Annotated in this window: 20 protein-coding genes and 3 tRNA genes; 8 read left to right on the top strand and 15 right to left on the bottom strand. The window is 59.7% G+C overall.

Annotated features, from left to right (window positions below; translation table 11 throughout):
• Positions 1-6 precede the first annotated feature (6 nt).
• From CKA38_RS06105 to CKA38_RS06085, 5 genes are all read right to left on the bottom strand, one after another.
• Positions 7-687, bottom strand: a complete 681-nt coding sequence (locus tag CKA38_RS06105; protein WP_108824694.1) for a MotA/TolQ/ExbB proton channel family protein — start codon at positions 685-687, stop codon at positions 7-9.
• A gap of 367 nt (positions 688-1,054) precedes the next feature.
• Positions 1,055-1,128, bottom strand: a tRNA-Gln gene (locus tag CKA38_RS06100).
• A gap of 78 nt (positions 1,129-1,206) precedes the next feature.
• A tRNA-Thr gene (locus CKA38_RS06095) sits at positions 1,207-1,281 on the bottom strand.
• Between the two features lie 157 nt (positions 1,282-1,438).
• Positions 1,439-1,513: transfer RNA gene (locus CKA38_RS06090), tRNA-Lys, on the bottom strand.
• A 184-nt stretch (positions 1,514-1,697) separates the two neighbouring features.
• On the bottom strand, positions 1,698-3,899 hold the full coding sequence (locus CKA38_RS06085; protein WP_108824693.1) for a hypothetical protein: 2,202 nt from the start codon (positions 3,897-3,899) through the stop codon (positions 1,698-1,700).
• Positions 3,900-4,247: 348 nt separating this feature from the next.
• Between CKA38_RS06085 and CKA38_RS06080 the strand changes: the two genes are divergently transcribed.
• The gene (locus CKA38_RS06080; RefSeq protein WP_108824692.1) at positions 4,248-4,955 is read left to right on the top strand and encodes a lipid-binding SYLF domain-containing protein; all 708 of its coding nucleotides are present in this window, start codon (positions 4,248-4,250) and stop codon (positions 4,953-4,955) included.
• A gap of 27 nt (positions 4,956-4,982) precedes the next feature.
• Here the strand turns inward: CKA38_RS06080 and CKA38_RS06075 are convergent, their stop codons facing one another.
• From CKA38_RS06075 to CKA38_RS06065, 3 genes are all read right to left on the bottom strand, one after another.
• A complete protein-coding gene (locus CKA38_RS06075; protein ID WP_108824691.1) occupies positions 4,983-7,235 on the bottom strand; it encodes a fused MFS/spermidine synthase in 2,253 nt (750 codons plus the stop codon).
• 345 nt (positions 7,236-7,580) lie between these two features.
• The gene (locus tag CKA38_RS06070; RefSeq protein ID WP_108824690.1) at positions 7,581-8,690 is read right to left on the bottom strand and encodes a YiiG family protein; all 1,110 of its coding nucleotides are present in this window, start codon (positions 8,688-8,690) and stop codon (positions 7,581-7,583) included.
• A gap of 19 nt (positions 8,691-8,709) precedes the next feature.
• The gene (locus tag CKA38_RS06065) at positions 8,710-9,807 is read right to left on the bottom strand and encodes a hypothetical protein (protein ID WP_152032701.1); all 1,098 of its coding nucleotides are present in this window, start codon (positions 9,805-9,807) and stop codon (positions 8,710-8,712) included.
• Positions 9,808-10,067: 260 nt separating this feature from the next.
• Here CKA38_RS06065 and gap point away from each other — a divergent pair, with 260 nt between their 5' ends.
• From gap to tpiA, 3 genes are all read left to right on the top strand, one after another.
• On the top strand, positions 10,068-11,114 hold the full coding sequence (gene gap / locus CKA38_RS06060; protein WP_108826444.1) for a type I glyceraldehyde-3-phosphate dehydrogenase: 1,047 nt from the start codon (positions 10,068-10,070) through the stop codon (positions 11,112-11,114).
• Between the two features lie 566 nt (positions 11,115-11,680).
• Positions 11,681-12,925, top strand: coding sequence for a phosphoglycerate kinase (locus CKA38_RS06055; RefSeq protein ID WP_108824688.1), 1,245 nt, complete (start codon positions 11,681-11,683; stop codon positions 12,923-12,925).
• 176 nt (positions 12,926-13,101) lie between these two features.
• Positions 13,102-13,869, top strand: coding sequence for a triose-phosphate isomerase (tpiA, locus tag CKA38_RS06050; protein ID WP_108824687.1), 768 nt, complete (start codon positions 13,102-13,104; stop codon positions 13,867-13,869).
• A gap of 74 nt (positions 13,870-13,943) precedes the next feature.
• Here the strand turns inward: tpiA and CKA38_RS06045 are convergent, their stop codons facing one another.
• The gene (locus CKA38_RS06045; RefSeq protein WP_108824686.1) at positions 13,944-14,873 is read right to left on the bottom strand and encodes a hypothetical protein; all 930 of its coding nucleotides are present in this window, start codon (positions 14,871-14,873) and stop codon (positions 13,944-13,946) included.
• Complete coding sequence (locus tag CKA38_RS06040) at positions 14,870-16,435, bottom strand: RNA polymerase sigma factor (protein ID WP_108824685.1); 1,566 nt, start codon at positions 16,433-16,435, stop codon at positions 14,870-14,872. Before CKA38_RS06040 ends, CKA38_RS06045 begins: the two co-directional genes overlap by 4 nt.
• A gap of 218 nt (positions 16,436-16,653) precedes the next feature.
• On the opposite strand from CKA38_RS06040, the gene CKA38_RS06035 reads away from it, so the two are divergent.
• A complete protein-coding gene (locus CKA38_RS06035; RefSeq protein WP_108824684.1) occupies positions 16,654-17,019 on the top strand; it encodes a ComEA family DNA-binding protein in 366 nt (121 codons plus the stop codon).
• A gap of 212 nt (positions 17,020-17,231) precedes the next feature.
• Complete coding sequence (gene ppk1 / locus CKA38_RS06030) at positions 17,232-19,505, top strand: polyphosphate kinase 1 (RefSeq protein ID WP_108824683.1); 2,274 nt, start codon at positions 17,232-17,234, stop codon at positions 19,503-19,505.
• Positions 19,506-19,627: 122 nt separating this feature from the next.
• Here the strand turns inward: ppk1 and ligA are convergent, their stop codons facing one another.
• From ligA to CKA38_RS06005, 5 genes are all read right to left on the bottom strand, one after another.
• Positions 19,628-21,514, bottom strand: a complete 1,887-nt coding sequence (gene ligA, locus CKA38_RS06025) for an NAD-dependent DNA ligase LigA (RefSeq protein WP_108824682.1) — start codon at positions 21,512-21,514, stop codon at positions 19,628-19,630.
• 259 nt (positions 21,515-21,773) lie between these two features.
• A complete protein-coding gene (rpmA, locus tag CKA38_RS06020) occupies positions 21,774-22,013 on the bottom strand; it encodes a 50S ribosomal protein L27 (RefSeq protein WP_108824681.1) in 240 nt (79 codons plus the stop codon).
• A 9-nt stretch (positions 22,014-22,022) separates the two neighbouring features.
• Positions 22,023-22,337, bottom strand: coding sequence for a 50S ribosomal protein L21 (gene rplU / locus CKA38_RS06015; RefSeq protein ID WP_108824680.1), 315 nt, complete (start codon positions 22,335-22,337; stop codon positions 22,023-22,025).
• Positions 22,338-22,501: 164 nt separating this feature from the next.
• Entirely contained in the window at positions 22,502-23,167 is a 666-nt protein-coding gene (locus CKA38_RS15695) for a chromosome partitioning protein ParA (protein WP_108824679.1), read from the bottom strand.
• A gap of 89 nt (positions 23,168-23,256) precedes the next feature.
• Positions 23,257-24,195 (bottom strand): PfkB family carbohydrate kinase, encoded by a 939-nt coding sequence (locus CKA38_RS06005; protein WP_108824678.1) that lies wholly within the window; start codon positions 24,193-24,195, stop codon positions 23,257-23,259.
• Positions 24,196-24,359: 164 nt separating this feature from the next.
• Here CKA38_RS06005 and CKA38_RS06000 point away from each other — a divergent pair, with 164 nt between their 5' ends.
• Together CKA38_RS06000 and CKA38_RS05995 are read left to right on the top strand one after the other, a co-directional pair.
• On the top strand, positions 24,360-24,935 hold the full coding sequence (locus tag CKA38_RS06000; protein ID WP_236919183.1) for a DNA-3-methyladenine glycosylase: 576 nt from the start codon (positions 24,360-24,362) through the stop codon (positions 24,933-24,935).
• 101 nt (positions 24,936-25,036) lie between these two features.
• Entirely contained in the window at positions 25,037-25,750 is a 714-nt protein-coding gene (locus CKA38_RS05995) for a TetR/AcrR family transcriptional regulator (RefSeq protein ID WP_108824677.1), read from the top strand.
• Positions 25,751-25,778 lie beyond the last annotated feature (28 nt).

Here is a 25,778-nt window from a genome sequence, read left to right as displayed (position 1 = left end):
GACGAATCAGGCGTGAACTTTGTCCGCCTTGTTTACCTTGTAAATGGTCAGTGTGTTGGAGGCATCCGCCATGTCGTGTTTGACCTGCTCGATGCTCGCATTGAGAGTGTTGTAAGGAATAAGACCGAGGATGGCGATGGCGAGACCGCACATGGTGGCGATAAGGGCCTCGGCCACACCGCCGGTGATCTTGGCGGACGACTGGCTGATGTCCGCTCCGGTGCCAAGGGCGCCGAAGGTTTCCATCATGCCCGTGACCGTGCCGAGAAGGCCGAGGTAAGGGGCCGCCGTAACCACGGTGTCGAGCACCGCGCTGCCTTGTTGATAAAGGCGGAGCTGACTGTTGGCCTCGCGAGTGAAGGCGCTCATCATACCGGCAGAAGGCACGGCAAGAGCCGCCGAAATTGTCTTGGCAACAGGATCCTTGCTCTTGAGGCCGATCTGCTTGGCTCCCTCGAAATCACCGTCCTGAATCTTCTTGTAAATGGCCTCAAGGACTTGCGGCTGGCGGCTCATCGCCGAGCGGACGAGAAAGATCGTGCGTTCGACAGATACCGTGATGCCGACAAAAGCCGTGATAAGAATAGGCCACATGATTGGGCCGCCATGGAGAAAAAGCTCCATAGGGGTCTGATTCATGAGCTTGAAGAACGCGAGCGGTGAGCTGCTGAGGACTGCTGTAATCATAGTATTTGTGATTTCGTTTGGGAGTGAGAGTTAAAGGGAAATATTTTTACAAATCTACTGTTTTTTGAGGGAGCTGTATTGGATAACGTGGTTGGACGGAATTTATTAATCTTCGTTTGAAAAATATTCAGGATTCCTGTCTTGGTGCTTCCGGCAGCTTGGAACTACGCACGCGATGCGGCGGATTCACTGCCTTTGGCTTGGGAGAGGGGAAAAAGGGTGTAAGGGCGATTGGCGGGTTTGGTATTGTTGGGTGAAAATAAGGTGAAGAAATTCGGGAATTTGTCTGTCAGCGGGTTTCCTAGTCAACGCTCTTCTTTTATTTTTTATTGAACGCGACTTAAGATGTTTCCTTTCAATATCTTGCTGGCTGCCCGACTAGGACTCGAACCTAGACAAGCAGAGTCAGAATCTGCTGTGCTACCATTACACCATCGGGCAGTGGAAAAAAAAGAAAAGGAAATGAGGGCAGAGAGAATAGGGCGAAAAGGGCAAGAATCGGGCGGCGATTGGAAAAACTGGAGCCGACGACTGGATTCGAACCTGTAACCGCCTGTTTACAAAACAGGTGCTCTACCGTTGAGCTACGTCGGCAAAAAAATCTGCCCCTGCGCGAAACCTGCGCGGCGTTTCTGCGTCATTCATGGTCTGTTGGAGTGGGAAAGAACGGACTGCCTGTGCTGCATCGGCAAGGTCCGGCATTTTTTTATTTAACCCGGACAATCGCAAATCAGACATGCGGAAAAGAACTTGGTGGCTCCCCAGGGACTCGAACCCTGAACCAATTGATTAAGAGTCAACTGCTCTACCATTGAGCTAGGAAGCCAAAAAATGAGAATTGGGAAATACCTCGTGATTGAGGTTCAGTGTCAAACTCTTTTCGAGAATTGCCCCCTGTTTTCCCATAATTTCATCGTGATTGGTCTCAAAAACCCGCTTCAAAGCACATCGCGAAGGCGCGCGCCCGCAAGGAGGGCGGTCCGAAAACCGCCGTTCCTGTGCGCAAGCGCTTAGCTTTCGTTTTTGGGTTCGCCGGGATTTTCCTCCTTCGAATCCGCAACCGGTTCGGATGCGGAAGCGGCGTCCGCCTCGGAAACGGACTCCGGTTCCGAAGCGATTTCAGGCTCGGACGCGACCGAAGGCTCAACCGGTGCCTGAGCATCGGTCTCCACGGGCTGTTGTTCCGCAGGCGACTCGGATTGCCCGGACGCGCTCTCGGAAGCCGTGTGCGCTTCCGCGGTTGGAAGGTCGTCGCGATCCTCATTTTCGACCTCCTTTTTGCGGGCCTCGGACATCGGCGGATAAGTGAATAGCGAACCGTCGATGTATTCGGTGACGTAACCCTCGGACACAAGCCAGCGCAGATCGCCGGTGAGCCGGTGCAGGCGAGCCTGCTCTTCGGCGGAAAGCGGTTCGGTCGGGAATGGCGCAACGGAGCCGCTGGCTGGCGACATAATCGGCGGAGTGGTTTGCGCAGACTCGGGTGCCGCCTCGGTTTCCGGCGCGGCCTCGATAGCGGGCGCGGACGTCTCCGTCGGCACAGTTCCCACAGGTGCTTCCTCAGCAGCTGCGGACACGGTTTCTTCCGCCGCCTCCGTTGACGCGGATGCAGTCTCGGCAGCCACGACCTCCTCGACCGCGGTTTCAGCGGGTTGCGATTCGGCGGCTGGCGCGGTTTCATCCGCAACCGCTTTTTCGAGCGGCGCGGGTATCGTGGCGACTTCGGGCGCGGCGATGGCTGTGGCGGCGTGCGTTTCGAGTTGTTTGATTCCGAGGAATTTCGCGGGAAGCTCGCTGGCCTTGACCATCGGATTGGCCTCGATGAAGGCAATGAGCGCGTCAATGCTGTCGGCAAATGTCTGCCCGGGAACGCGGAACTTGCGCTTCACGGCGCAAACGTAGGAGATGCCCTTGGATCCCTTCTTGAAGATGGTGAAGCCTTCGCGGCGGAGACGCCCACGGAGCGCGTTGGCGGTGTCGAGCGGGAAGCGGCGCTGGCGCTCGAGCGTGCTTTCGACCGCGCGGCGCATTTCGCCCTGCGGCATAATTTCCAAAAGCTTGCCGTGCATGCGCGCGGTTTCGACAGTGCGGACAACTTTGTCGCGCGCATTGGCGAGCAAATAGGCGCGCGCGTCGTCGAAGGAATCAAAACTGATTGGAGTCGCGCCTTCGGCGGGCGGGGCAAGTTTCCACGTGTAGCGGGTGGCTTTCTTCATTTTTTCAAGCCACTGATTCACGACCTCAGGATCGCGCACGGTTTCGATGCGCGAACGAAATGCGTCCATGTTCATGCGCCCCAGGCGCGAGGCGTGGTGCTGCTGGACAATCTGGTTGTAGAGGTGGTAGTTCGGCGGCCCCAAAAGCTCGCCTGTGACACCGCATTTGTTGATAACTTGATAGTTGCCCTTGGGGGGCTCGACTTCGACCTCGGAGGTGTCGAAAAATTTGTCGAGATGCTTGCTGAGAACATGCGCGATGGCGGCATCCTCGTTATCGAAGGGAAGCCCGTCCGGAATCGAGATGGCGAACGGGGCGAGTTTCGCGCGGGCGGGAATTTCCGCCGCGACCTCGCCGCTTTCATCCGTCGCGTCGGCCTGCGGACGGGAAACGCGGGGAGCCTTGTGCGCGTCGGGTTGCTTGCGCTGGATGGCGGCGACGAAGCGATCGTTTTTGCCAATGACCACGCGCGCGATTTCAAAAAGTTCGTAGGTGCGGCACGAAGCACGGATCGCTTTCACGAGCGCGGCGAAGCCGTTGTCCTCCGGATAAAACGTGACGGTGTAATACGGGCTGAAATACGGTCCGGTAAACTCGCGCGCGCCTTCGCGCTGGTAGCCGCCGGGACGGCGGTCGTCGCGGCGCGGGCCTCGGAAATCGCGCCTCGGGCCGCGTTGGTCGCCTTCGCGCTGGTCGCGGCGAGGCGCCCGGTCATCACGGCGCGGACGGGATTGCGCATCGGCGCCGGCGGGTGAATCCGCACCATCCGCGGGGGTCGCGGGCTTGCGAAAACCGCGACGATCCCTCCGGGCATCGCCACCGTTTCTGCGCTGGGGACGCTCGCCGCCCTCGCTGGAGCGGCGTGAATCGCCTTGGCGTGAAGACGAGGTTTTGTCCTGCGTCCATTGGGTGCCGAAGCTGAACCCTTGGAGTTGGCTGAGATCGAGTTTGTTAAAATCCTTGGAGGGATTCTCTTTGGATGCTTGGTCGTCCATGATTAGACTTTATCGATGAAAAAAGGCCGAGGCCCGTGGAGGTAACTGCAAAAGGGTGCGGTGGTTTGTGTGTTGATTAAAGCGCAAGAGTTTTACGGCGCGACGCGCGGTGGCAAGTGCGATTTACAGGGGAAATATACGATGATTCATGCACCGGAATTGTCCGCGTTTGTCGCAATGCTCCCGCGTCAATTCGGGATATTGCTCAAAATTTGAAGGGACCTCACGCGCCCGTCCCAACGTTTTTTCACTACGCGCTTTTCAACAGGCGTCGTCCGTGCATAATGCCCTCGTTTTTTCCACAGTGTTCCGTTTGAAAAACGCAGCATCCATCCTTATCTTTTTGCCATGAAAAAAATCATCCTCATCGCCCTGACAGCCTTGTTTGCCGCCATGCCCCTTGCGCGCGCCGACGGTCGCTCCGACTACGTGAAACAAATTGAGAATTGCGAGGCCATCATCCGCGAATTCATGGCCGACAAAAACCACGCGATTCCCGACACTGTGCTGAGGGAGGCGCGCGCCATTGTCATCACAAGCCAGTTCGAGGCCGGCCTCATCTTCGGCATGAAGGGCGGCTACGGCGTGATCATGGTCAAGCGCGGCGACGGCACCTGGAGTATTCCCGTCCTCATCCGCGCCGGCGAGGCCAGCGTCGGACTTCAAGTCGGCGGAAAGTCGATCGAAACCGTTTATATCATCACCGATGACGCCACGCCAAAGGTGCTCTTCACAAAACGCCTCAACGTCGGCGCGGATGCCAAGGCGGTTGCCGGACCGAAATACGCCGAGGCCGAAAGCGTGAGCAAGGAAATCCTCAAGGTGCCCGTGCTCGTTTATGTGAAGAACAAGGGCCTGATGGCGGGCGCCACCGTCAAGGCCGGTTACATGAGCCGCAACGACGACGCCAACCGCAAATTCTACAACACCGAATACACAATGCCCGAGCTGCTATACGGAAATTTCGTTCCGCCTCCCCCCGAGGTGCAGCCGCTGATGGCATTCATCAAACAAATCGTCCCCGAGGCGGAAGCCCCCGCCCAGGCGGCGGAGTGATAAACAGCCGTTTTTTCGGCACTCTTTTCATTCCCCGTCGGCGCGCGTTTCCGTTTCCAAATAATCGCGCCACCCATCCTCGATCAGCACGGGCGCGCTGTAGTTGAAACGAATCAGCCCCTGCAAGCTTCCTCGCTCATCGGTCGGCAGGCGAATGTCGCGCACGCGCGAAAAATCCACCAACTCCACCACGGCGCCCGACGACACATCGAGCGGCTCGCGGGTCAAAAACACCCACATCGCGCCCTCGGTCAACTCGTTTGGATTGTCAAACGATTGCACGCCCAGCGCGGACATGCCGAGCGTGCGCGCGGCGGCCTTGCACAACGGCAGCAAATCCAGATGCCAGTTGCTAATGTGCATCGCCAGTATCCCGTCCGGCGCCAGGCGTTTTGCGTATAACTGAAACGCCTCCGCCGTCGCCAGGTGCAGCGGAATCGAATCGCCCGAATACGCGTCAATTATCAACACATCATAAACGGCCTCGCCCGCGGACTGCTCGCGCTCGAGCATCAGGCGCGCGTCGCCGAGGATTGTGCGCGGAGCCGCCGCCGACCGCGTCACGCAGGTGAAAAACTGCTCGTCGCGCGCGACCTTGTCCACAAGCGGATTGATTTCAAAAAAACGCCACTCGTCCCCCGCCCTCGCCCAGGTCGCCATTGTGCCGACGCCGAGCCCGATCACACCCACGCGCATCGGCGATCCGTTTTCGCCGGAAACCGGCTTGGTCATGTCGCCCAAATTGATTTTACCGCGCGCCCCGCCCGTCCATTTTTTGTGCAGCATCACCGACAAGCCGCCGGCCAGCGACCCGTAATAGGAAGTGGGCATTTTTTCCAGTTCCGGGTTTCGCCCATGCGCCTGCTGCCCGTGCATCGTGCCGCCGTTGGTGAGCGCATAAACGCGCGCCAAGTCGCCCGCCACCATCATGTCCGACTGCCCCACTTTCAACGCGCCGTAGAAATTGCGCCCGCGCAACACGATCCCGCGCGACTCCACGGTCATCGCCGTCCACACCAGCATGAACACGCACACACTCGCCACCGCCGTCACGCCGTTGAGAAGCCGCGCGTGCCAAACCAATTCCCATGACAATACCGAGAACACCAGCGACGCCGCCGCGCACGCGATCAACGCGACCTGATACTCCCAATATCCCGAAAACACCACCGGCGCGACAAACGACACCAGCATCCCGCCAACCGCCCCGCCCACGGCCACTCCCAGGTAAAACCGCGTCAGCCGCGCGCCCTCGGGCCGCGTTGCATAAAGCCATCCGTGCAAAAACACGCCCCCGAAAAACACCAGCGCCACGCCCGCCAGAATGTTTGCCGTGAACGCGTCGCCGCCCGATTCCTGCGCGGCGAACCCGCACGCGATCAACGCGCCCAGCGCCAGCAACCGCCACACCGGAAGCCACCGTTCGCCCGCGCGCGAAAACCCGACCGCGTAACTCAGCAAAAACGCGCCCAGCAAAATCACCCACAACAACGGCATCGGCGCCACATCCATCGACAGATGGTTCGTCGTCGCCACCAGCGTGAACGAACTCAAGCCCGGAAGCACAAACCACCACGCCGAGCCGGAAAGCCCGCGCGCCAGCACCACCGGCTCCGTCTTTTTCGGCTGCCGCGAAGCCGCCAGCGCCGCGTCAAGATCGCTCAACGCCTCCGCCCCGCCCCCGCGCTTCCCCCGCGCCACGCCCGCAACCAGCGCCAGATACACCACCAAGCCCGCGCACCATCCAAGCCATTGCCCGCGCAACGACACGAACGGATCCAGCAAAAACGGATAGGCGAACAATCCGAAAAACGATCCCAAGTTGGAAACCGCATACAGCCGATACACCCCGCGCCCGCCATGCTCGCGCGCCGTCTCGCTTGCCCACGCCTGCAACAGCGAACTGCCCGCCGACAAAACCAGATACGGCACGCCCACGCCCGCGAGCACAACACCCAAAACCCCCAGCGCAGGATGCGCCCCCGCGTGCAAACCTCCGCGCACCCACGCCAGCCCCGCCATGGCCGTGACAAACGTCCACGCCGCCGCCACGCCAAGCAGCGTCACATGCGCGCGCCGCTGTTTTCGCGCGCCCAACTTGTTCAACCCGTGCGCATACGCATAACCGCCCACGAGCAACACTTGAAACGCGGCCAGGCACACCGACCACACCGCCGCCGATCCGCCAAACGCGGGCAGCAATGTGCGCCCGACCATCGGTTGCAGGCAAAACAACAGGGCCGAACCAAGAAAAATCGCAATGGGCGTGAGCGGGGACATGGATGTGTTTTGTTTCAAAAAAGCCCCGGAATCAGAAATCAAAAAACCGGAAACTCAAAGGAAACTTTTTGCAGATTATCCACGCGACCAACGCCGCGCGTGCGCACTAAATGACGTCCCTTATTGCGCCAGTGTTACTAAAAATGTGACTGGAATAGCGGGCAGGATGGTTTCGCGTTCCAAGCGCCGGCGACATTCCTCCAACCATCGTGTTTGTCCCTCGTAATTCCAGGCACGCCCGGCGAGCGCGCCCATCCGCAGAGACCATCTTTTCTGGCAACGATTTTAACCACACACATTGCGCCTTGTTCGCAAAACAAGGCGCCCGACACTTCGCGCGCGATCTTATTTCCCGCGGCTTCCTTTTTCGTTCCACAGCCGGACAAACTCGCCGAGATGCCGGGCGATGTCGCGCTGGTCGCTCTTGATGCTGTTTTGATCGTAGATCGAACCCTTCTCGCGCATGCCGCGCAGCACGCGGCGAATCACGATTTTTGACTCGTCGTATTCGGCGTAAAACTTGTGGTAGATTTTTTCGTAGCGCGACCCTTCGTAATCCGCGATTGCGTGCGCGCGCTGCTCGGCGGCGAGTTCGTCGAGCTCGGCGCACAACGCCTCCGCTTTTGCGGCCCATTCCTCGGCAGCGGCGATGCGCGCGCGGCGTTGCTCCGGGGTGATGCCGGTGCCGTGCGAGGGATCGGCGAATTCGGCGCGCAACAGGCACGCGGTCATGGCGCGGTATTTTTTCATGAAGCCGCGCATGTTGAGCACCCACTGGCCGACGGGAATCTTGGCTACATTTCGCGCGTCGATTTCATCCGTGATCTCGTCAACGCGCTCGCGCAGCGGATCGCTGGCGTCCCGGATCGTGGCGATCAACGCCTCCATGCGCGGCGCGGTCATGTAAACTTTCTTGAACCAGTCGTCCTTGTAGTCCTCGGCGGCGTAATACGTTTCGAGCTCGTCGATGAGCGCGATGATTTCGCGGACGGAATCGCGCACCGTCGTGATGCCGGCGTTGAAAAACTCCCTGTCCTCCGAGCTGAACGTCTCGGGCGGCTTGAGGTCGAAGCCGGGGATTTTCGGGAATCCCTTGCCGAGCCCGGAGTTGCGCAGCGAGCGCCAGCGCGTGCGGTCCGAGAGGTAATCGCGATGCGCGTCGCCCACCGCCCCGGTCATTTCCTTGGAGATTTTTTCGAGCGGTTTGTTGGCGGCGGCGAGCACGCCGTAGAGGATGTTGTGAAACTCGATGGCTTCGCTCTCGGCCTTGTCCTTCATCTTGGCGGCGGACGGTTTCGCGGACTTTTTTGAGCCCGTGGTCACCGTGTGCTTCCCGGACTTGCGCTCGCCGGTTTCGGAGCCTCTCGACCCCGCCTTGAACAACTGGTCGCAGCCGCACAGACAGGCGAGCGCCGCAACCAGGATGATGCCGGAAAAATAGCGGAATGATTTCATAAAAATGATGCTTTGATGGTTAATTCCGCGCGCGTTTCATCGCCCGCGTGCCGCCGGCCCAGATGTTGAACATGCCGACAAATTCGTCGTGATAATAATTGAGATTTCTCACGTGGCTTTCCACGCGCGAGTAATCGCGAATGGCGCCTTTCTCGCGAAGCTCGGCTGAGATTTTTTCAATGTTTTCAACCAGCGACGGAATATCGTCGTCGTAAAACCGGCCCAGCGCGCGAAGGCTCGTTTCGACGGCGGATTTGTTTTCGTATGCGATCACGTCCGTGGCGGTTTGTTTGTGCGCGACCGCGAGCTCCTTCAGGCGGGCGGTGATCGTGTCGAGTTTTTCCGCGGTCCTGGCGACAAGCGCCATGCGCACGCTTTTTTCGTCGTCCGTTTCCGGCGGACGGCCACCGCGGGAATCGCGCGGTTTGAGCGCGGGATCGCTGACGAATGGGATCACCGACTCGGCGACGGCGAGCACTTCACGCATGTTGACGATGAACACGCCGCGGGGATTTTTCGCGAGCGTGCGCGCCTCGCCGGCGGTCGCGATTTTCAGCGCGAGGGAATCAAGCCAGTTGGCCATGTCCCGGGTTTTGGAAACGAACTCATCGAGCCCCGGTTTTGCGTCCGTGTATTTTTTGAAGCTCTCCGCCTTCGCGCCCTCGCCCTTGAAATACTCGACCAGCGAGTCGTTGAGCGTCGCCAGTTCGGTGAGGGAGGACATGAGATTCTCGTGCACGGAGCGAAACTCCGCGATGGTTTTTTTCTCGTAGAAATTGGGAACGCGCAACGCGCCGGCGGCGCGCGACTCGATGCTCATGGAACGCCAGTTCGAGTAGCCTGATTTATAGCGGTCGGCGTTCGGAATGTAACGATCCGCGTCGCTTATGTTTTTCTCAACGCGCTCGAGCGACTCCAGGACACCGCGGGTAATTTCGTGCACGGAATCATAAAAGCGGACCGCGATCATTCCCTCGACATCGAGCTCGTAGTCGGATTTGCCGCCGGCGGTTTCCGCCCGCGCCGCGTTCGCCGTGAATCCGGGGGCGAGCAACAATAGCAAAACCGCGACAATCGCAGGGGACAAATCGAAGGGTCGGCACATATTTTTTCGCATGCCCGCAAAAACGCACGCCATGTAAAAAAAATGCAAGCATGCGTTGGCAAAATGGAAACAGCACGGGATATTCCAACTGCGCCGGAGCCGCCGCCAAACGCCGCCAAACCGTGGAAACGCGAATAAATATCCTTAAACCAAAACCCTTGCCAAGCGGCGCGAGCGGCTATTTTATCTGCGTTTCACATCACGGGATGCGCTTCCGCAAACCGCATCAGTCAAACAGTAATACAACACTCAGAAAGAAATCGGAGCTAATCATGGCAATCAAAGTTGCAATCAATGGATTCGGCCGCATCGGCCGCCTCGTCTTCCGCGCACTTGTCGAGCAGGGTCTGCTCGGCACCACACTCGACGTCGTCGCAGTCGGTGACATCGTTCCCGCCGACAACCTCGCCTACCTTTTGAAATACGACTCCACGCAGGGTCGTTTCGCCGGCACCGTTTCCTCCAAGAAATCCGCCGCCGACAAGGCCGAGGACGACGTCCTCGTTGTCAACGGCAAGGAAATCCTCGTCGTTTCCGCCCGCACCCCGGACGGCCTTCCCTGGAAGGCGCTTGGCGTTGACCTCGTCATCGAGTCCACCGGCCTCTTCACCGACGCCGAAAAAGCCAAGGGCCACATCACCGCCGGCGCGAAGAAGGTCATCATCTCCGCCCCCGCGAAGGGCGAGGACATCACCGTTGTCCTCGGCGTCAACGACGACAAGATCGACTACGCCAACCACAACATCATTTCCAACGCCTCCTGCACCACGAACTGCCTCGCGCCGATCGTGCACGTCATGCTCAAGGAAGGCTTCGGCCTCACCGAAGGTCTCATGACGACCATCCACTCCTACACCGCCACGCAAAAAACCGTGGACGGCCCCTCCAAGAAGGACTGGAAGGGTGGCCGCAGCGCCGCGATCAACATCATCCCCTCCACGACCGGCGCCGCGAAGGCCGTCGGCCTCGTGCTCCCCGAAGTCAAGGGCAAGCTCACCGGCATGTCGTTCCGCGTGCCGACCCCGACCGTGTCGGTTGTCGACCTCACCTTCAAGACCGCCAAGCCCACCTCGCTCGCCGAGATCAAGGCCGCGCTCAAGAAGGCCAGCGAGACCTACATGAAGGGCATCCTCGGCTACACCGAGGACGAAGTCGCCTCGTCGGACTTCATCCACGACAAGCTCTCGTCGATCTTCGACGCCGGCTCCTCGATCGAGCTGAACCCGCAGTTCTTCAAGCTCGTGAGCTGGTATGACAACGAGTGGGGTTATTCGAACCGCGTCGTCGAGCTCACCCAGAAAATGGCTGAGAAGCTCTGATAACGGCGGACGAAAAAACGCACACGATTTACTTCCAAGGCCGGGGCGCAAACGCCCCGGTCTTTTTTTTGCGCGTCAAAAAATGACAGCAACGCGAGAGGCACCGGCACTGTCGAAAGTGATGCGAAAGCCAAATGGTAGGGCGAAGCCTCCGGTTGAGCCGAAACTGTTCGGATATCATGGCATTTTCCGGCTGCTGGGGTGAGCAGTCTGACACCATTCTGACTATGGCACATAAAAAGACGTCAATTTTTCTAAAACGCTTACGAGTTTCTTGAAAATCACAAAACATGATTGGCGATATGCAAGGAACTATTGCCAGAAAGACACTGCTTGAGGATATCTAACTTGTAGTAGACAGGACTTGATCTGACAAGGAGAGGTGAGTTCACCAATGCGCTTTCATGAATTTCTCCGTGCCTCTCAGTGTCCTCCGTGGTTGAAAAATCAGAAAATCTTACCCCGAGATAACCTCTGAGTTTCAGCCACCGCATTTTTAGCAAACCGCAACCAATTCTTGCCAGCACCGCCATTCCCGTTCTTTTTTGGAGGTTCTTTTTCCTACCATGCCTAAATTCAAAACCATTCGTGATCTCGACCTCGCCGGAAAACGCGTTCTCATCCGCGTCGACTTTAACGTCCCGCAGGACAAGGCCACTGGCGCAATCACCAACAACCAGCGCATCGTCGCCGCGCTCCCCACGATCAAATACGCCCTCGAAAAAGGCGCGTCCGTCGTCCTCATGAGCCACCTCGGCCGCCCCAACGGCGCGCGCGTCGAGAAATACTCGCTCAAACCCGTCGCCTCCGAACTCGAAAAACTCATCGGCAAACCCGTCCTCTTTGCGGACGACTGCGTCGGCCCCGTTGTCGAGCAGCAAGCCGCCGCGCTCAAGCCCGGCGACGTCATGCTCCTCGAAAACCTCCGCTTCCACATCGAAGAAGAGGGCAAGGCCAAGCAGGAGGACGGCACCTCCGTCAAGGCCGACAAGGCCGCCGTCGAAGCCTTCCGCGCCAGCCTCACCAAACTCGGCGACGTCTATGTGAACGACGCCTTCGGCACCGCGCACCGCGCCCACTCCTCCATGGTCGGCGTCGCGCTCAAGGAAAAGGCCGCCGGCTTCCTCATGGAGGCCGAGCTCAACGCCTTCGCCAAGGTCCTCGACAACCCGCAGCGCCCGCTCCTCGCCATCCTCGGCGGCGCGAAAATCGCGGACAAGATTCCCCTCATCAACAACCTCCTCGACAAAGCCAACACCATCATCATCGGCGGCGGCATGGCCTTCACCTTCAAGAAGGTCGCGCAAAACATGGAAATCGGCAACAGCCTCTTCGACGCCGAGGGCGCCAAGCTCGTCCCCGAACTCGTCGAGAAAGCCAAGGCCAAAGGCGTGCAACTCGTGCTCCCCGTTGACTACGTCTGCGGCGATAAGTTCGCCCCCGACGCCAGCGTGCAAACCGCCACCGACGAAACCGGCATCCCCGCCGGCTGGATGGGCCTCGACGTCGGTCCCAAGAGCAACGAACTCTTCACGCAAACGATCAAAGCCTCCAAGACCATCGTCTGGAACGGCCCCGCCGGCGTGTTTGAATTTGATAAATTCGCCGACGGCACCAAGGCTCAGGCAGCCGCGATCGCCGAAGCCACCGCGGCGGGGGCGACCACCGTCATCGGCGGCGGCGACACCGCCACGGCCGCGAAGAAATTCGGCGTCGCCGACAAAGTCACCCACTGCTCCACCGGCGGCGGCGCCAGCCTCGAATTTCTCGAAGGCAAGGCTCTCCCCGGAGTCGTGTTCCTCGAAAGCTGACGCTTTCGGGGAAAGGAGTCAGGATTCAGGAGACAGGAGTCAGAAGAAACCACTTCGTCATCCTAAAAAACTCCGAGAATCCTGACATCCTTTCCACTTATCGCCACTCCACCATCCCCTGTTTTAATCTCCTGACTCCTGTATTCTAACTCCTGACTCCTAATTATTACACCATCATGATTCGCAAAAAACTCATCGCCGGAAATTGGAAAATGAACAAAACCGCGACCGAAGCCGCGCCCCTCGCGCAGGAAATCGTCGCCGCCGCAGGCCGCAACACGGACGTGGACATCGTCGTGTGCCCGCCCTTCACCGCGCTTGAAACCGTCGGCAAAATCGTCGACGGCTCCAGCGTCAAACTCGGTGCGCAAAACATGCACCACGAAGCCAGCGGAGCCTACACGGGCGAAATTTCCGCCGCCATGCTCCGCGACCTCTTCGCCTCCTACGTCCTCCTCGGCCACAGCGAACGCCGCAGCTACTTCGGCGAAACCGACGCCTTCATTAACAAGAAGGTCACCGCATCGCTGAAGAACCAGCTCAAGCCCATCCTCTGCGTTGGCGAAACCCTCGCCGAGCGCGAAGCCGGCACCACCCTCAAAGTCGTGCAAACCCAAGTCGAAGTTGGGCTCGAGGGCGTGTCCAATGACGACATCACAAACGTAGTCATTGCCTACGAACCCGTCTGGGCGATCGGCACCGGCAAAGTCGCCACCACCGAGCAGGCTCAGGAAGTCCATGCCTTCATCCGCGAACTCCTCACCAAACTCTACGGCGAGGCCCTTGCGCAAAAAATCCGCATCCTCTACGGCGGCTCGATGAAACCCGCCAACGCGCCCGAGCTCCTTGCGCAAAAGGACATCGACGGCGGCCTGATTGGCGGCGCCGCGCTCGAATCGCGCAGCTTCCTCGAACTCATCAACGCCGCAGCCGCGGCAAAGTAAGCCGGCCACGCCGAGCACCAGCTCGGCGCCGGCCCTTTCCCAAACGCGAACCCGCAACGGTTCGCGTTTTTTATTCATTCGCTCTTCACCTTCTCGCGAAGACTGTCGATTGCCTGAGTAAACTCGTCTTGCTGCCTTGCCACGCCGCCGGGCACCATGGTTTGCGCCTTGGAGAAATATTCGAACTGGGTGTCGTCCAAAAATGCCCGCGCCTTCGCGTCCACACTCTCCCAGTCAATTTTATGCGCCAACATCTTGTCGCCGTTTCGATAAGGTTCGCTACCTTCCGCAATCGCCGACGCCAAATTCGCGGCCTGCTCCAAACTCAAGGGTGATGTTGTTAAAGCCAGCTCCGTCGCAAGCAGATTCACAGAATTCCACGCAGGCCGCGCCCGTTCGTAGCGGTCAAAGGCCTGCGCCGTGTCCTCGCCGGCAATCGCCGCGACGCTCTCGCGCAACTCATTGTTGGCAGTCTCCCTTGCCTCTCGAGAAGCTGCGCCATCAGGAACCACCTCGCCAACGCGCACTCGATCCATCAGCAAATCAATGCGCATGTCGCGCGCAAACAAAGCCTCGGCAATCGCGTCGCGCTGCGCGGCGGTCACCCGAATACTGTGAAGAAACGGTCCGTAGTTGATATCAACATCCGCGCGTTTTTCCGCGTAATAATTGATCGCAAACACCCTGTCGTTTTCCAGCCGTTCGTTGAGTGCCTTGACCCGCGATTGGGCGCTCTCGCGCAATTTCCGACGTCGTTCCTCCCGAGCATTGCGCACTTCATCCGATTGCGCCGGATCCGCACCCAAAGCGGTAGCCGTCCGAACAACCCCGATCTGCCGGATTTGCTCAATGAGCGCGAGATTCTTTGCCTCCAAATCTTTGCGCGCCGCGTTATGCGCAAGCCCAGCGTGCAGCGCGCGCTTTGTCCACACGCTCGCGACTGCAATCGCGATAACAGCGAATACTACAAAAACGGCGTTTCTTATTTGAGCGCGTCTTTTCATTTTATCCGGTTCTTCCGCCGCTTCGATTGCTCTTCCTGTCGCAACTGCCCCTCATAATTTGACTGAAGGCGTTCTTTCATTTTGCGCAAAACGACCATCTGCGCCTCCGATAAAAACGACTGTGACTGCCACTCCAAGGCATCCCACCAAACCGCCTTGTCAACAGGGTCGTCCTGCGCCTCCCGCAGGTCGGAACAAACCCGCTCCAGCGCCCGCGCTTGCTCGCCCGCCAAAGGCATCTCCGTAAAATAAAGCGCCGACGCCATCGTGCGCGAATATCTCGCGTATTTAAAATGCCGATCCGCTATCTCATTGTATTTCTCAAAACCTTCGATCCCCAACAAATCGCGAATCCTGCCAGCCATTTCCTCCCCCGATTTTCCTGAATCGCTAGAATTTCTACCTCCAATTATAACCGCCCCATATCCCGGCACATCACGCAACGACATGCTAAGTCCTGGGGTGCAGGCATCAATCAGCGCGGCACGCTGTCCGGCGGTCAATCCCAGCTCATCCGCCACGCGATACGTCTTGGCATAATTCGATGATCTTCCCACTGCATCCAATTTCATCCTGATCTCTGGATGCTCAGCCAAAAGTTTCTCCCCGGCGATGCGCGCGGCCTCGGCGTATTCAGGCGAGTCCCACGGCGGTGGTCGAACATCGGCGGGCGCACGATTTTTTTGAAGATTTACCTTTCGTTTGGCTGCGGCCAGTTGTTCGACCAGTTTGCTGTTTTTATCCTTTGCCTGCCGCAGTCTCGCCCCGGCTGCGCGCTCTTGGTGTGTCACGCAAAATGCCGTGCCGCCTGCAACACACAACACGGCCAAGGTGATCATTGTTATTTTTGCGGAGCCCATAAAAGACAGGACGCCTCCCCATACGGCGGCAACCGCAAGGCTCGCGCCTGTTGCCGCAACCGCGCCCGCTGACACCGTCACCGCGAGGCCCGCAGGCGCGCCTGCCGCCGCCTCCGCCGTCATCAGCGTCCCCACCGCCGCGGCCGAGGATGTCACGCCGCGCTTCGCAAACACAGTGCGCATTTTTTCGACCGCCCTCGTCACGCGCATCCGCGCGGCGTCCTCCGACATTTTCAGTTTTGCGCCGATTTCGCCAAAACTGCATTTGTCGAAAAAACGCAACAATACCGCCTCGCGCTCACTCTCCCTCAACGCGCCGAGCGCATCATCGAGCAGTGGACGCAACTTCGCAAACTCAGCCTCCGGCATGGTCGGCTCGCTTTTTTGGATCTCGCTCATGATAACCGCCTCCTGCTCGCGTTTTTGCCGGCTTCGCGCATCGCGCAGTGCGCGCCGGGCCACATGCGTTGTCGTCGTGTAAAGCCAGCCGGACAAACACTCGTGACGCGCAAGTGCCGCCGCCTTTCTGGCGACAAGCGAAAAAACGATTTGCGTCACATCATGCGCCATGTGCGCATCGCCCGCCAGCTGGCGCAGCGCCGCGTTATAAACAAAGCCGACGCGCCGCTCCACCAATTCGGTAAAAGCCGCCTCGGAATGTTTTCCGGCATACGCACAAAGAAGTTCAGCATCAGTCGGCATGTTCTTTTGCCCATATAATCCCAAAGCTTAGCAAAATCGAACAAGTTTTTTGCGCTACACTGTCAAAAAACACGCGCGCGTTGCAGATATCTCACACAATTCATCAGCGGCATTTTTTTTCAAATGGAACGCCGCTTTTCGGGCAGCGCTTAATTTTCTTTCAAACACACAATATCTGTGGCATTGATGCCATTGCTTCAGTCAACCCATTACCCACCATGAAACTCCTCATCAAGCTCGCCTCGATCTGCTTTGCATTTGCCTTGGTTGCCACGCCGGTCGTGGTCAATGCGCAAAATGCCGCGCCCGCAAAAACCGAAAAGAAATCCGGAAAGGCCAAGGGGCCCGCTAAAATCGACATCAACCGCGCCTCCGCAGAACAACTGGCCTCGCTGCCCGGAATCGATGCCGCCACCGCGAACAAAATTATCGCAGGCCGTCCCTACAACAACAAGACCCAGCTCAAGAGCAAAAATATCATCACCAATGATGCCTATGAGGCGATCAAGGATCGGATCGTCGCCAAGCAGGAAAAGAAAGGCGGCAAAGCGTCGAAGGGGGATAAAAAGAACAAGGCAAATTAGATAAATTCTTAAATCCATCCGCCTGGTTTTCCACGCCGCCGACCGCAAGTCGGCGGTGTTTTTTTGCCGCGCATGAACAATGCGCACTTTTGCGGCGTTTGCATGTCTGTGCGACAGCGCACGATTCGCGCGCGCGGTTTGTTTTGTGTGGATTGGGCGCGCGCGATCACTAACCTGCCGCCTCAGTTCACTTAACTTCACCAGACGCCGGAATGCAGACAAACGCACAACGCAAAAACTCTTCGCGCGCGACGGGCCAGTCCGCCGCGGGCGCCGCCGCGTCCAAGCGCCGCAAGCGCAAATCGACCGGGCGCAAACGCACGACCCGGCGCGGCGCGTATTTCAACCGCGAGCTCTCATGGCTCGCCTTCAACCGCCGCGTGCTCGACCAGGCGCGCAACGCGAAAAATCCGCTTCTCGAACGAGTGAAGTTTCTCGCCATCGTCAGCTCCAACCTCGACGAGTTTTTTGAGATTCGCGTCTCCGGCCTCATCCAGCAAGTCGAGTCCGGCATCACCGAGCCGACGGCCGACGGCCTTTCGCCGAAGGAGCAGTTGCGCCGCATCCACGCGCTCGTGGCCGCGCTCGTCGAGGACCAATACCGCTGCTGGCGCCGGGAACTCGTCCCCGCGCTCGCAAAAAACGACATCGTCATAAAAACCGCGCGCGACCTACGCCCCGCCGAGCTCGCGTGGATACAGGCGTATTTCTACGAGCAGGTTTTGCCCGTTGTCACGCCGCTCGCCATCGACCAGGCGCATCCATTTCCGCAGCTCGGCAACAAGACTCTCAACGTCCTTGTCACGCTCGCCGGGGAATCCAACGGCGAGGAGCCCGACGACAACGAACCGCGCATCGCAATCCTTCCCGTGCCGCGCATCCTGCCGAGGCTCGTGCGCATCAAGCTCGCCGACGATGACTCGCAGAATTACATTTTCCTGAGCGAAATCATCAAGCTGTGCGCGTCCTCGTTTTTTCCCGGTTACGAAATCAGCGACACATGCGCCTTTCGCGTCACGCGCAACAGCGACCTCTACATCGACGACGAGGAGTCGGACAACCTGCTCAAACACATCGAGGAGCAACTCCGCAACCTGCGACGCGGCGCCGCCGTGCGCCTTGAAATCGAGGACCACGCGCCCGATTTCATCTACCGCATCCTTTGCTCGCACCTGAAAATCGCGCCCGAATACGTTTTCCGTCTGCGCGGCCCGCTCAACCTTTTCCGCCTGATGAGCCTCACCGCCATCGACAGGCCCGAGCTCAAGTATCCCTCCTTCACACCGGTGAATTGCTCGCCGCTCGCGCTCGCAAACCCGGACATCCCCGCCGCCGGAAACACGAGGGCCAATCACACCGACAGCAAAAACATTTTCGAAATCCTGCGCGAGCAGGACGTGATGCTGCATCATCCGTATGACAGCTTCGCGCCGGTCGTCGACTTTGTCTCGTATGCCGCGCGCGATCCGCAGGTGTTCGCCATCAAGCAAACCCTGTATCGCACCAGCGGCGACTCGCCCATTGTGCGCGCGCTCATCGAGGCCTCGCGCAACGGCAAGCAAGTCGCCGCGCTCGTCGAGCTCAAGGCGCGCTTTGACGAGGCCAACAACATCCAGTGGGCGCGCCAGCTTGAGGACGCCGGCGTGCACGTCGTGTATGGCCTGGTCGGGCACAAGACGCATTGCAAATGCTCGCTCGTCGTCCGGCGCGAGGGCGACGCGCTCCGCCGCTACGTCCACCTCGGCACCGGCAATTACAACCCGAACACCGCGCGCCTCTACACCGACCTCAGCCTTTTCACCGCGCGCGAAACCATCACCGCGGATGCCGCAAACCTGTTCAACACGCTCACCGGCTTCAGCCGCTCGCCCGCGTTTGACCGGTTGATCGTCGCGCCCTTCGGAATGCACGAGCGCATGCAGGAACTCATTCTCCAGGAGGCGGCCAACGCCGCCGCCGGCCGCCCCGCGCGCATCATGGCCAAGATGAACTCGCTCGTTGACCAGGAGACGATCGACAATCTCTACACCGCCTCGCGCGCGGGCGTGAAGATCGACCTCATCGTGCGCGGCATCTGCTGCCTCGTGCCCGGCATCCGGGGCCGCAGCGAAAATATCCGCGTGCGCAGCATCGTGGGCCGCTTCCTCGAGCACGCCCGCGTGTTTTATTTCGAGAACAACAACGGCGACGACATCGATTCCGCACCGCTCATCTACGCAGGCAGCGCCGACTGGATGCCGCGCAACTTTTTCCGCCGCGTCGAGGTGCTTTATCCGATCGACGCGCCCGCGATTCGCGAATGGATAACCAGCCGCTTTTTCCCGACCGAGATGGCCGACAACGAAAACGCGCGCGAGTTGCGCTCAAACGGAAACTACACGCCCGTCGCGCACGCGCCAAACGCCGCGCTCGTTTCCGCGCAAGAAAAGTTCATGGCGGATGCGATTGCGCGCGCCGCCGGCACCGCTCCAAGCCGGAGTGCGTAGGAAGAACCGGATGGCAAACAAGCTGTAACGTAGCGCGGACTGCCAAGTCTGCCTTCCGTCTATCGTGCAATTTTTTCCCGAGGCAGGCGTGCCAGTCCGCGCCACGTTTCGGCGAAACCGCCCTACCGTTTGCGCGAACCGAGTCCGTGCTTGTCGAGTCGCTCGACAAGCGCGCGGTTGGCCGGGTCGGCAAGCCATGCGGCGATGCTGGCGGCCGACTTTTTATTGACGCCGGAAATCGCAACAAGCGAGGCCTCGTCCGCCGCGATGAATGCCGCGAGTGAATTGTATTTTTTGACGAGCGCCCTTGCCGTTGCCGCGCCCGCGTCGGGAATGCCGAGCCCGGCAATCACTCGCCACAAATCCGCGCGGCGGCTGGAGGCAATGGAGGCGTGCAAACGCGCGGCGTTTTTTTCGCTTCTGATTATTTTTGCGATTTGCGCCGCCTCCAATTCGTAAAGGTCGGCGGCGTCGCGCACGAGACCGCCGTCCACAAGTTTCCCAATCGTCGCCTCGCCAAGTCCGCTGATGTTGACGCATTGCTTGGACGCAAAATGCGCAATGCGGCGCTTCACCTGCCCGGCGCACTGTGTGTTGGGACAGCGGTTCGCAATTTCATCACCGGCGTCGCCCGAACCGACAAGAGGCGTGCCGCATTCGGGGCAATTTTTTGGAAACGAAAACGGCGCGACAGGATTCTCCGGCGAGCGCGCCTCGGTTTTCACGCGCACAATCTCGGGGATGATTTCGCCCGCCTTCTCGATCACCACAATGTCGCCAACGCCGATGCCCTTGCGCACCATTTCGCGCGGATTGTGGAGAGAGGCGCGCGTGATTTTTGTGCCCGCGAGCATCACGGGCTCCAGCTCCGCGACGGGAGTGATCGCGCCGGTGCGTCCGACTTGGAGCGTGATGGCGCGCACGCGCGTCTCGGCGCTGCGCGGCGAGTATTTGTAAGCGATCGCCCAATTTGGCGCGGTGGAGCCCGAGCCTAGCCGGTTTTGCGCCGCAAAGCTGTCAACCTTGATGACCGCGCCGTCGATCAGATACGCGAGTTGCGGACGCATGGCGGAAAGCTCGTTAATTGCCGCGAGCAGTTTTTCGGGGGAGTCGGCAACCCATGTTTTTTCCATAACGGGCAAACCCCACGCGCGAAAACGCGCGTGCAATTCGCCTTGGCTGGCAATGGGCTTGCGCATCTCGGTGCCGGGTTCGCACGCGCCGATGCCAAAGACAAAAACACGCAAACCGCGTCGCGCCACCTCGGCGGGATCGTGCAGCTTCATGCTTCCGGCGGCGAGATTGCGCGCGTTGGCATAAAGCGGGCGACCCTCGGCGGCGCGTTGCGCGTTGATGCGGTTGAAATCGGCGAGCGGCATGTGGATTTCGCCGCGTATTTCGATGAATGAGGGCAGGCCGTTGCCGTCGTCAACGAGCTGCTCGGGCAGCGCGCGGGCGGCCCGCACATTGGCGACGATGTTGTCCCCTTCCGCGCCGTCGCCGCGCGTGATTACCTGGGTTAGTTTTCCGTTTTCATAAACGATGTTGATGCCCGCGCCGTCGATTTTTGGTTCGACGACATATTGAAGCGTGGCGACCGCGGCGGGCGGGGACGCGAGCTGCTTGCGGATTTTCCGGTCGAAGGCGCGAACGGCGTTCTCATCATAGGTGTTTTCAAGGCTGAGCATGGGCGCGATGTGCGAGCGGCGTTTGAAAAAATTGTCGTGCCCGTCGCCTGCGACACGGCGCGTGGGCGATTGCCTGGAAGCGAGCCCGGGATTGGCAGTCTCAAGTTCGCTCAGCTCGCGTTTGAGCGCGTCGTATTCGGTATCGGAAATTTCCGGCGCCGCAGCTTTGTAATAAAGGTCGTCGTGGCGCGCGATCTCGACGCGAAGTTGCTCGATGCGAGTGGCGTCATCGCCGGCACCGGGAGCAAACGGAGCGAGCAAGAAAACAAACAACAGCAGCGACAATTTGGACGCAAGCAGACGAAGCGGGGGTATTTGCATGGGGAAGCGGGGTTGTCCCCGAGAATGGAAAGGATTGTCGCGAAGTCGAGTCGTTTCGCCAAGCGCTCCAAGAATCGCGGGTGCCGGGTGCGGGAAACACAAAACGCGGCAATTGGCGGACTGTCGTTATCGCTCGAAACGGCGAAACCGCCCTACCCGCAAGCCCGGCGAGCCGACCCCGCCAAAACAAAAAAACGCAGCCCGAGGGCTGCGTTTGAAATGGGTTGCGCGTGTTGCGCAGACGTTTCGTGTTCGCGTCTTATTCGACGGAGACCTTGCGGTGCGGCTTGTCGTAAACGACCTTGCCGTCCTTGAGGGCGAAGAGCGTCCAGTCGCGACCGGTGCCGACATTGCGGCCGGCGTGGAGCTTGGTGCCGCGCTGCCGGACGATGATGTTTCCGGCAATGACGGACTCGCCGCCGAATTTCTTCACGCCGAGTCGTTTCGAATGGCTCTCGCGTCCGTTGGAGGATGTTCCCTGACCTTTTTTGTGCGCCATGACTGTTCCTTATGCTTTGATTGATTCGATTTTGATCACGGAGAGTTCCTGGCGGTGGCCTTGTTTGCGCTCCATGCCCTTGCGTTTCTTTTTCTTGAAGACGACGATTTTATCGCCGCGCTTGTTTTCAAGGATTTTGGCGGTGACGGTTGCGCCTTCGATGAGGGGCGTGCCAACGCGGAAAGAATCGCCTTCGCCGACGGAGAGCACCTCTTTGATCTCAACCGTGTTACCGGCTTCTGTCTTGGGATAGCGGTTGACGACGAGGATGTCGCCTTCGCTCACGGCGAACTGCTGTCCTTGCGTTTTAATAATGGCTTTCATGTGAAAATAAAAGGTCGGAATAAGAAGCCCGACGCAAACGGTAGCAAGGATTATTTGCCAAAAACATCAGAAAAGCCGCCCGAACCCCTTTTTGCGGGGCGCGCGGCGGCTTTTCGGGCAATTTTTGAGCCCCTGCCGGGTTCAACACCGGTCGCGTTTGCGGTTTATTGGCCTTCCCCCTCGGCGTTTTTCATTTCAACGCTGAGGTTGTAGTGCGAACGGCGCTTGTAGTCGGTGTTGTAAACGGCGCGATCCTCGTATTCGGCCCGGGTCTTGGCGACCACGGTTTGGGCCTGTTCGCGCTCGACGGCCTGCTGCGCCTGAAGCGCGGCGAGACGGGCGGCCTCGCGGTCGGCGGCGGCGCGCTGAGCGGCCTCGGCGGCAGCAAGCTTTTCGAGGGTGGCCTTGCGGGCGGCCTCGGCGGCGGCGGCTTCCCTCTCACGCTGCTCGGCAATGCGGCGGGCTTCACCGATGGCCTGCTCCTTTTCCTTGGCAAGGCGGGCGCGCTCGGCGGCGGCAAGGCGGACTTGCTCCTCGGCGTTGCGGCGGGCGGCCTCGGCGGCGGCCTGTTCGGCGCGCAGGCGGGCGATTTCACGCTGGGCGGCCTCGGCTTCCTGCTTGGCCTTGAGGTCGTTGAGACGGGCGGCCTCGGCGGCGGCTTCCGCGTTTTTCTTGGCCTCGGCGAGGGCGCGCTCATGGGCGGCCTGTTCGTCCGCGATGCGTTGTTCAATAAGTGCTTTCTCCTTTTTTGTCTGATGGCTTTGGTAACCAAAGTAGCCTCCGACAAGCAGGGCGATGATGATGACGGCTGCGATTACGGCTTTGTTCATGGCTGTTTTTTAACGGTTGAGTGTTGGTTGTTGGTGAGAATTTAAAGTTTGCCCGGGTTTTGTGTCAGACCAGAAAGTCGGCGGTTGGTTCAGTCCTGTTTTTCGTTTATCTCTGCAAGGGTTGAGGTTGAGGCGTTGGCCGAGGCGTAAGGTATGGCGTTTGCAACCGCGTCTGCGAGTGAAAAATGACGGTTTTTGAGATTATGCAGCAACACGGCAAAGAGCACGTCGCCGGAACCGGTCGCCGAAACTTCGCGGATTGCCGGCGGTTGGTGCGAAACGGGGACGGGGACGCGCCCGTCCGCCGGGGCGCCGGCATGCCACACCGGACCGGGTCCGTCGGTAATCACCCAGGCGCGAACGGGCCAGTTGCGGCACGCGGCGGCAAGCCGGTCAGGCATCGGGTTGGACGGAGAAAGCGCGCGCGCCAGCTCCGGGTTTTTCACGGAGGCGCATAGCTGGTCGAATTCGTTGCGATTGATTTTCACGAGCGCGACCGGCTCATTGACGAGCCACGCGAGCGGCAGGCCGTAGGTATCGACAAAGACATTGCCGTGCGCAACGCGCCGGACAATCGCCTCGCGCAAAAGCGCGCCCGCGGGCGCGAGCAAACCGGGAAAACTGCCGCAAATGGCGAGCGAGTGCGAGGGCGGTTGCGCGTCGAGCCACGCGGCGCATTCGGAAAACGCGGCCTCGCCGGGTTCGACATCGACGCCGAGAAAAGTCGTCTCGGCGCGATCGGGCGCGCGCACCACCGTGCCGCTGCGCGTCGGAGCGCCCGCGCGAAACGCATGATGCGGAAGGCCGCGCGCCTCCAGCCAGCACAGACATTCATCGCCCGTTTCGCCTCCGGCGAAACAGACTGCGAGCGTGGGCGCGCCGAGGTTCGCGAGCATTTTCGAGACATTGATGCCCTTCCCTCCGACCTGAAACGACTCCGCCGTGGCACGCTGCGTTCCGCCCGGTTGCCACGAGGCAAATTCAAAAGTGCGTTCAGCAAGGAGGTTTCCGGTAAGCGTGATGATCATTGGGAATTATTGCGCGGCGCGACGCCGATTTTTGCGGGCAATACAAGACATGCTTCACGAGGAAGCCAAGCCCGGGCATCGCGTCGGTGTTGAAACACGGGCGCGTTTTGACATGAAGGATGCGTTGACGCAAAAATGTGACTGAATCAGTGGACTGAACGCGCATGGGCAAATTAATCAAAGCGAAACCAAACCGGACAGGCAACGTGATGTCTCCCGAGGCATTGCGTTGCAAAAACACCGTCGCCCTAGCCCGCCGCCTCATTGGCAAAACACTCGCCCGTCGCCTGCCCGGCGGCGAAACTCAACGCGCCATCATCACCGAGACCGAGGCCTACCACGGCGAAACCGACCTCGCCTGCCACGCATCGAAAGGCCGCACCGCGCGCACCGATGTCATGTATCGCGCCGGCGGCGTCTGGTATGTTTATCTCTGCTACGGCGTGCACGAAATGCTCAACCTCGTGACCGGCCCCGAAGATTTTCCGAGCGCAATTCTCATCCGCGCCGCGGGCGGAGTCACCGGCCCCGGGCGCCTGACCAAGGCGCTCAAAATCAACCGCGCGCTCAACGGTGCCAGCGCCTGCGATCCCGCCGGCGGCCTCTGGATCGAGGACGCGCCGGGCGTGCCCAAAAAACAAATACTCATCACTCCGCGCATCGGCATCGACTACGCCGGTCCCGTCTGGTCGGCCAAGCCGTGGCGGTTCGTCCTCAAGGGCAATAAGCCCGAAAAGTGAGCCAAAAGGCGCGTTTTTTGCCTGCAAGATTTGTTTGACAAACGTGTTTGACACATCTGTCAAAATGCGTCTCCTTCGCCACCTCTTTACAAAAGCACCGGATGACCGAACAGACCATACTTCACGCCGCAAAGACCGTTTTTCTCCGCAAGGGACTCGGCGCCACCACCATGCAGGATATCGCCGCCGAGGCGAAAATCTCGCGCACGCTCCTGCACTATTACTACCGCAACAAGGACACCCTTTTCCGCGCCATCCTCGACAGCGCCGTCGGCGAGTTCATCCCCAAGGTCGCCATGCTCATCGAGCTCGACATCCCGCTTATCGATAAAGCCGGCCTGCTCGTGGACGGCTACCTCGCGCTCCTGCTCGAGGACCCGCTCCTGCCGCATTTCATGGTGATGGAAATCCAGCGCGACCCGCGCGTGCTCGTGCAGCTCTTCCGCGACAAGCGCGGCGAGTTCGGCGAAATCTCGCGCCTCAAGGCCCAAATCGGCAAGGAGCTCTGCATCGAGGGCGACACCGACGTCGCGCTCGCGCACATTTTCACGAGCCTCTACGGAATGCTCATTTTCCCCTTCCTCGCCAAGCCCGCGCTCGACGAGGTTTTCTTCGACAACAACCCCGACGCCTTCCGCGCGTTCATGATGGAGCGCAAGCCCTACATCGTTTCAATGATGCAAACCCTGTTTGCGTCGATGAAGCGCGCCGCGGTCGCATCCGCACCGGCGTCTTCCTCCGCAAAAAGCAAACCCGCGCGCAAAAAAACAAAGGCCGGAGTTTCCGGACGCAAGGTCGCCCGCGCCGCCGCCTAATCCCCAAAACAACCACATCTGTATCCAA

The organism is Ereboglobus luteus (assembly GCF_003096195.1).
GTDB lineage: Bacteria > Verrucomicrobiota > Verrucomicrobiia > Opitutales > Opitutaceae > Ereboglobus > Ereboglobus luteus.
Note: the sequence above shows the minus strand (reverse complement) of the source record. Positions and strands in the feature narration are given on the sequence as shown.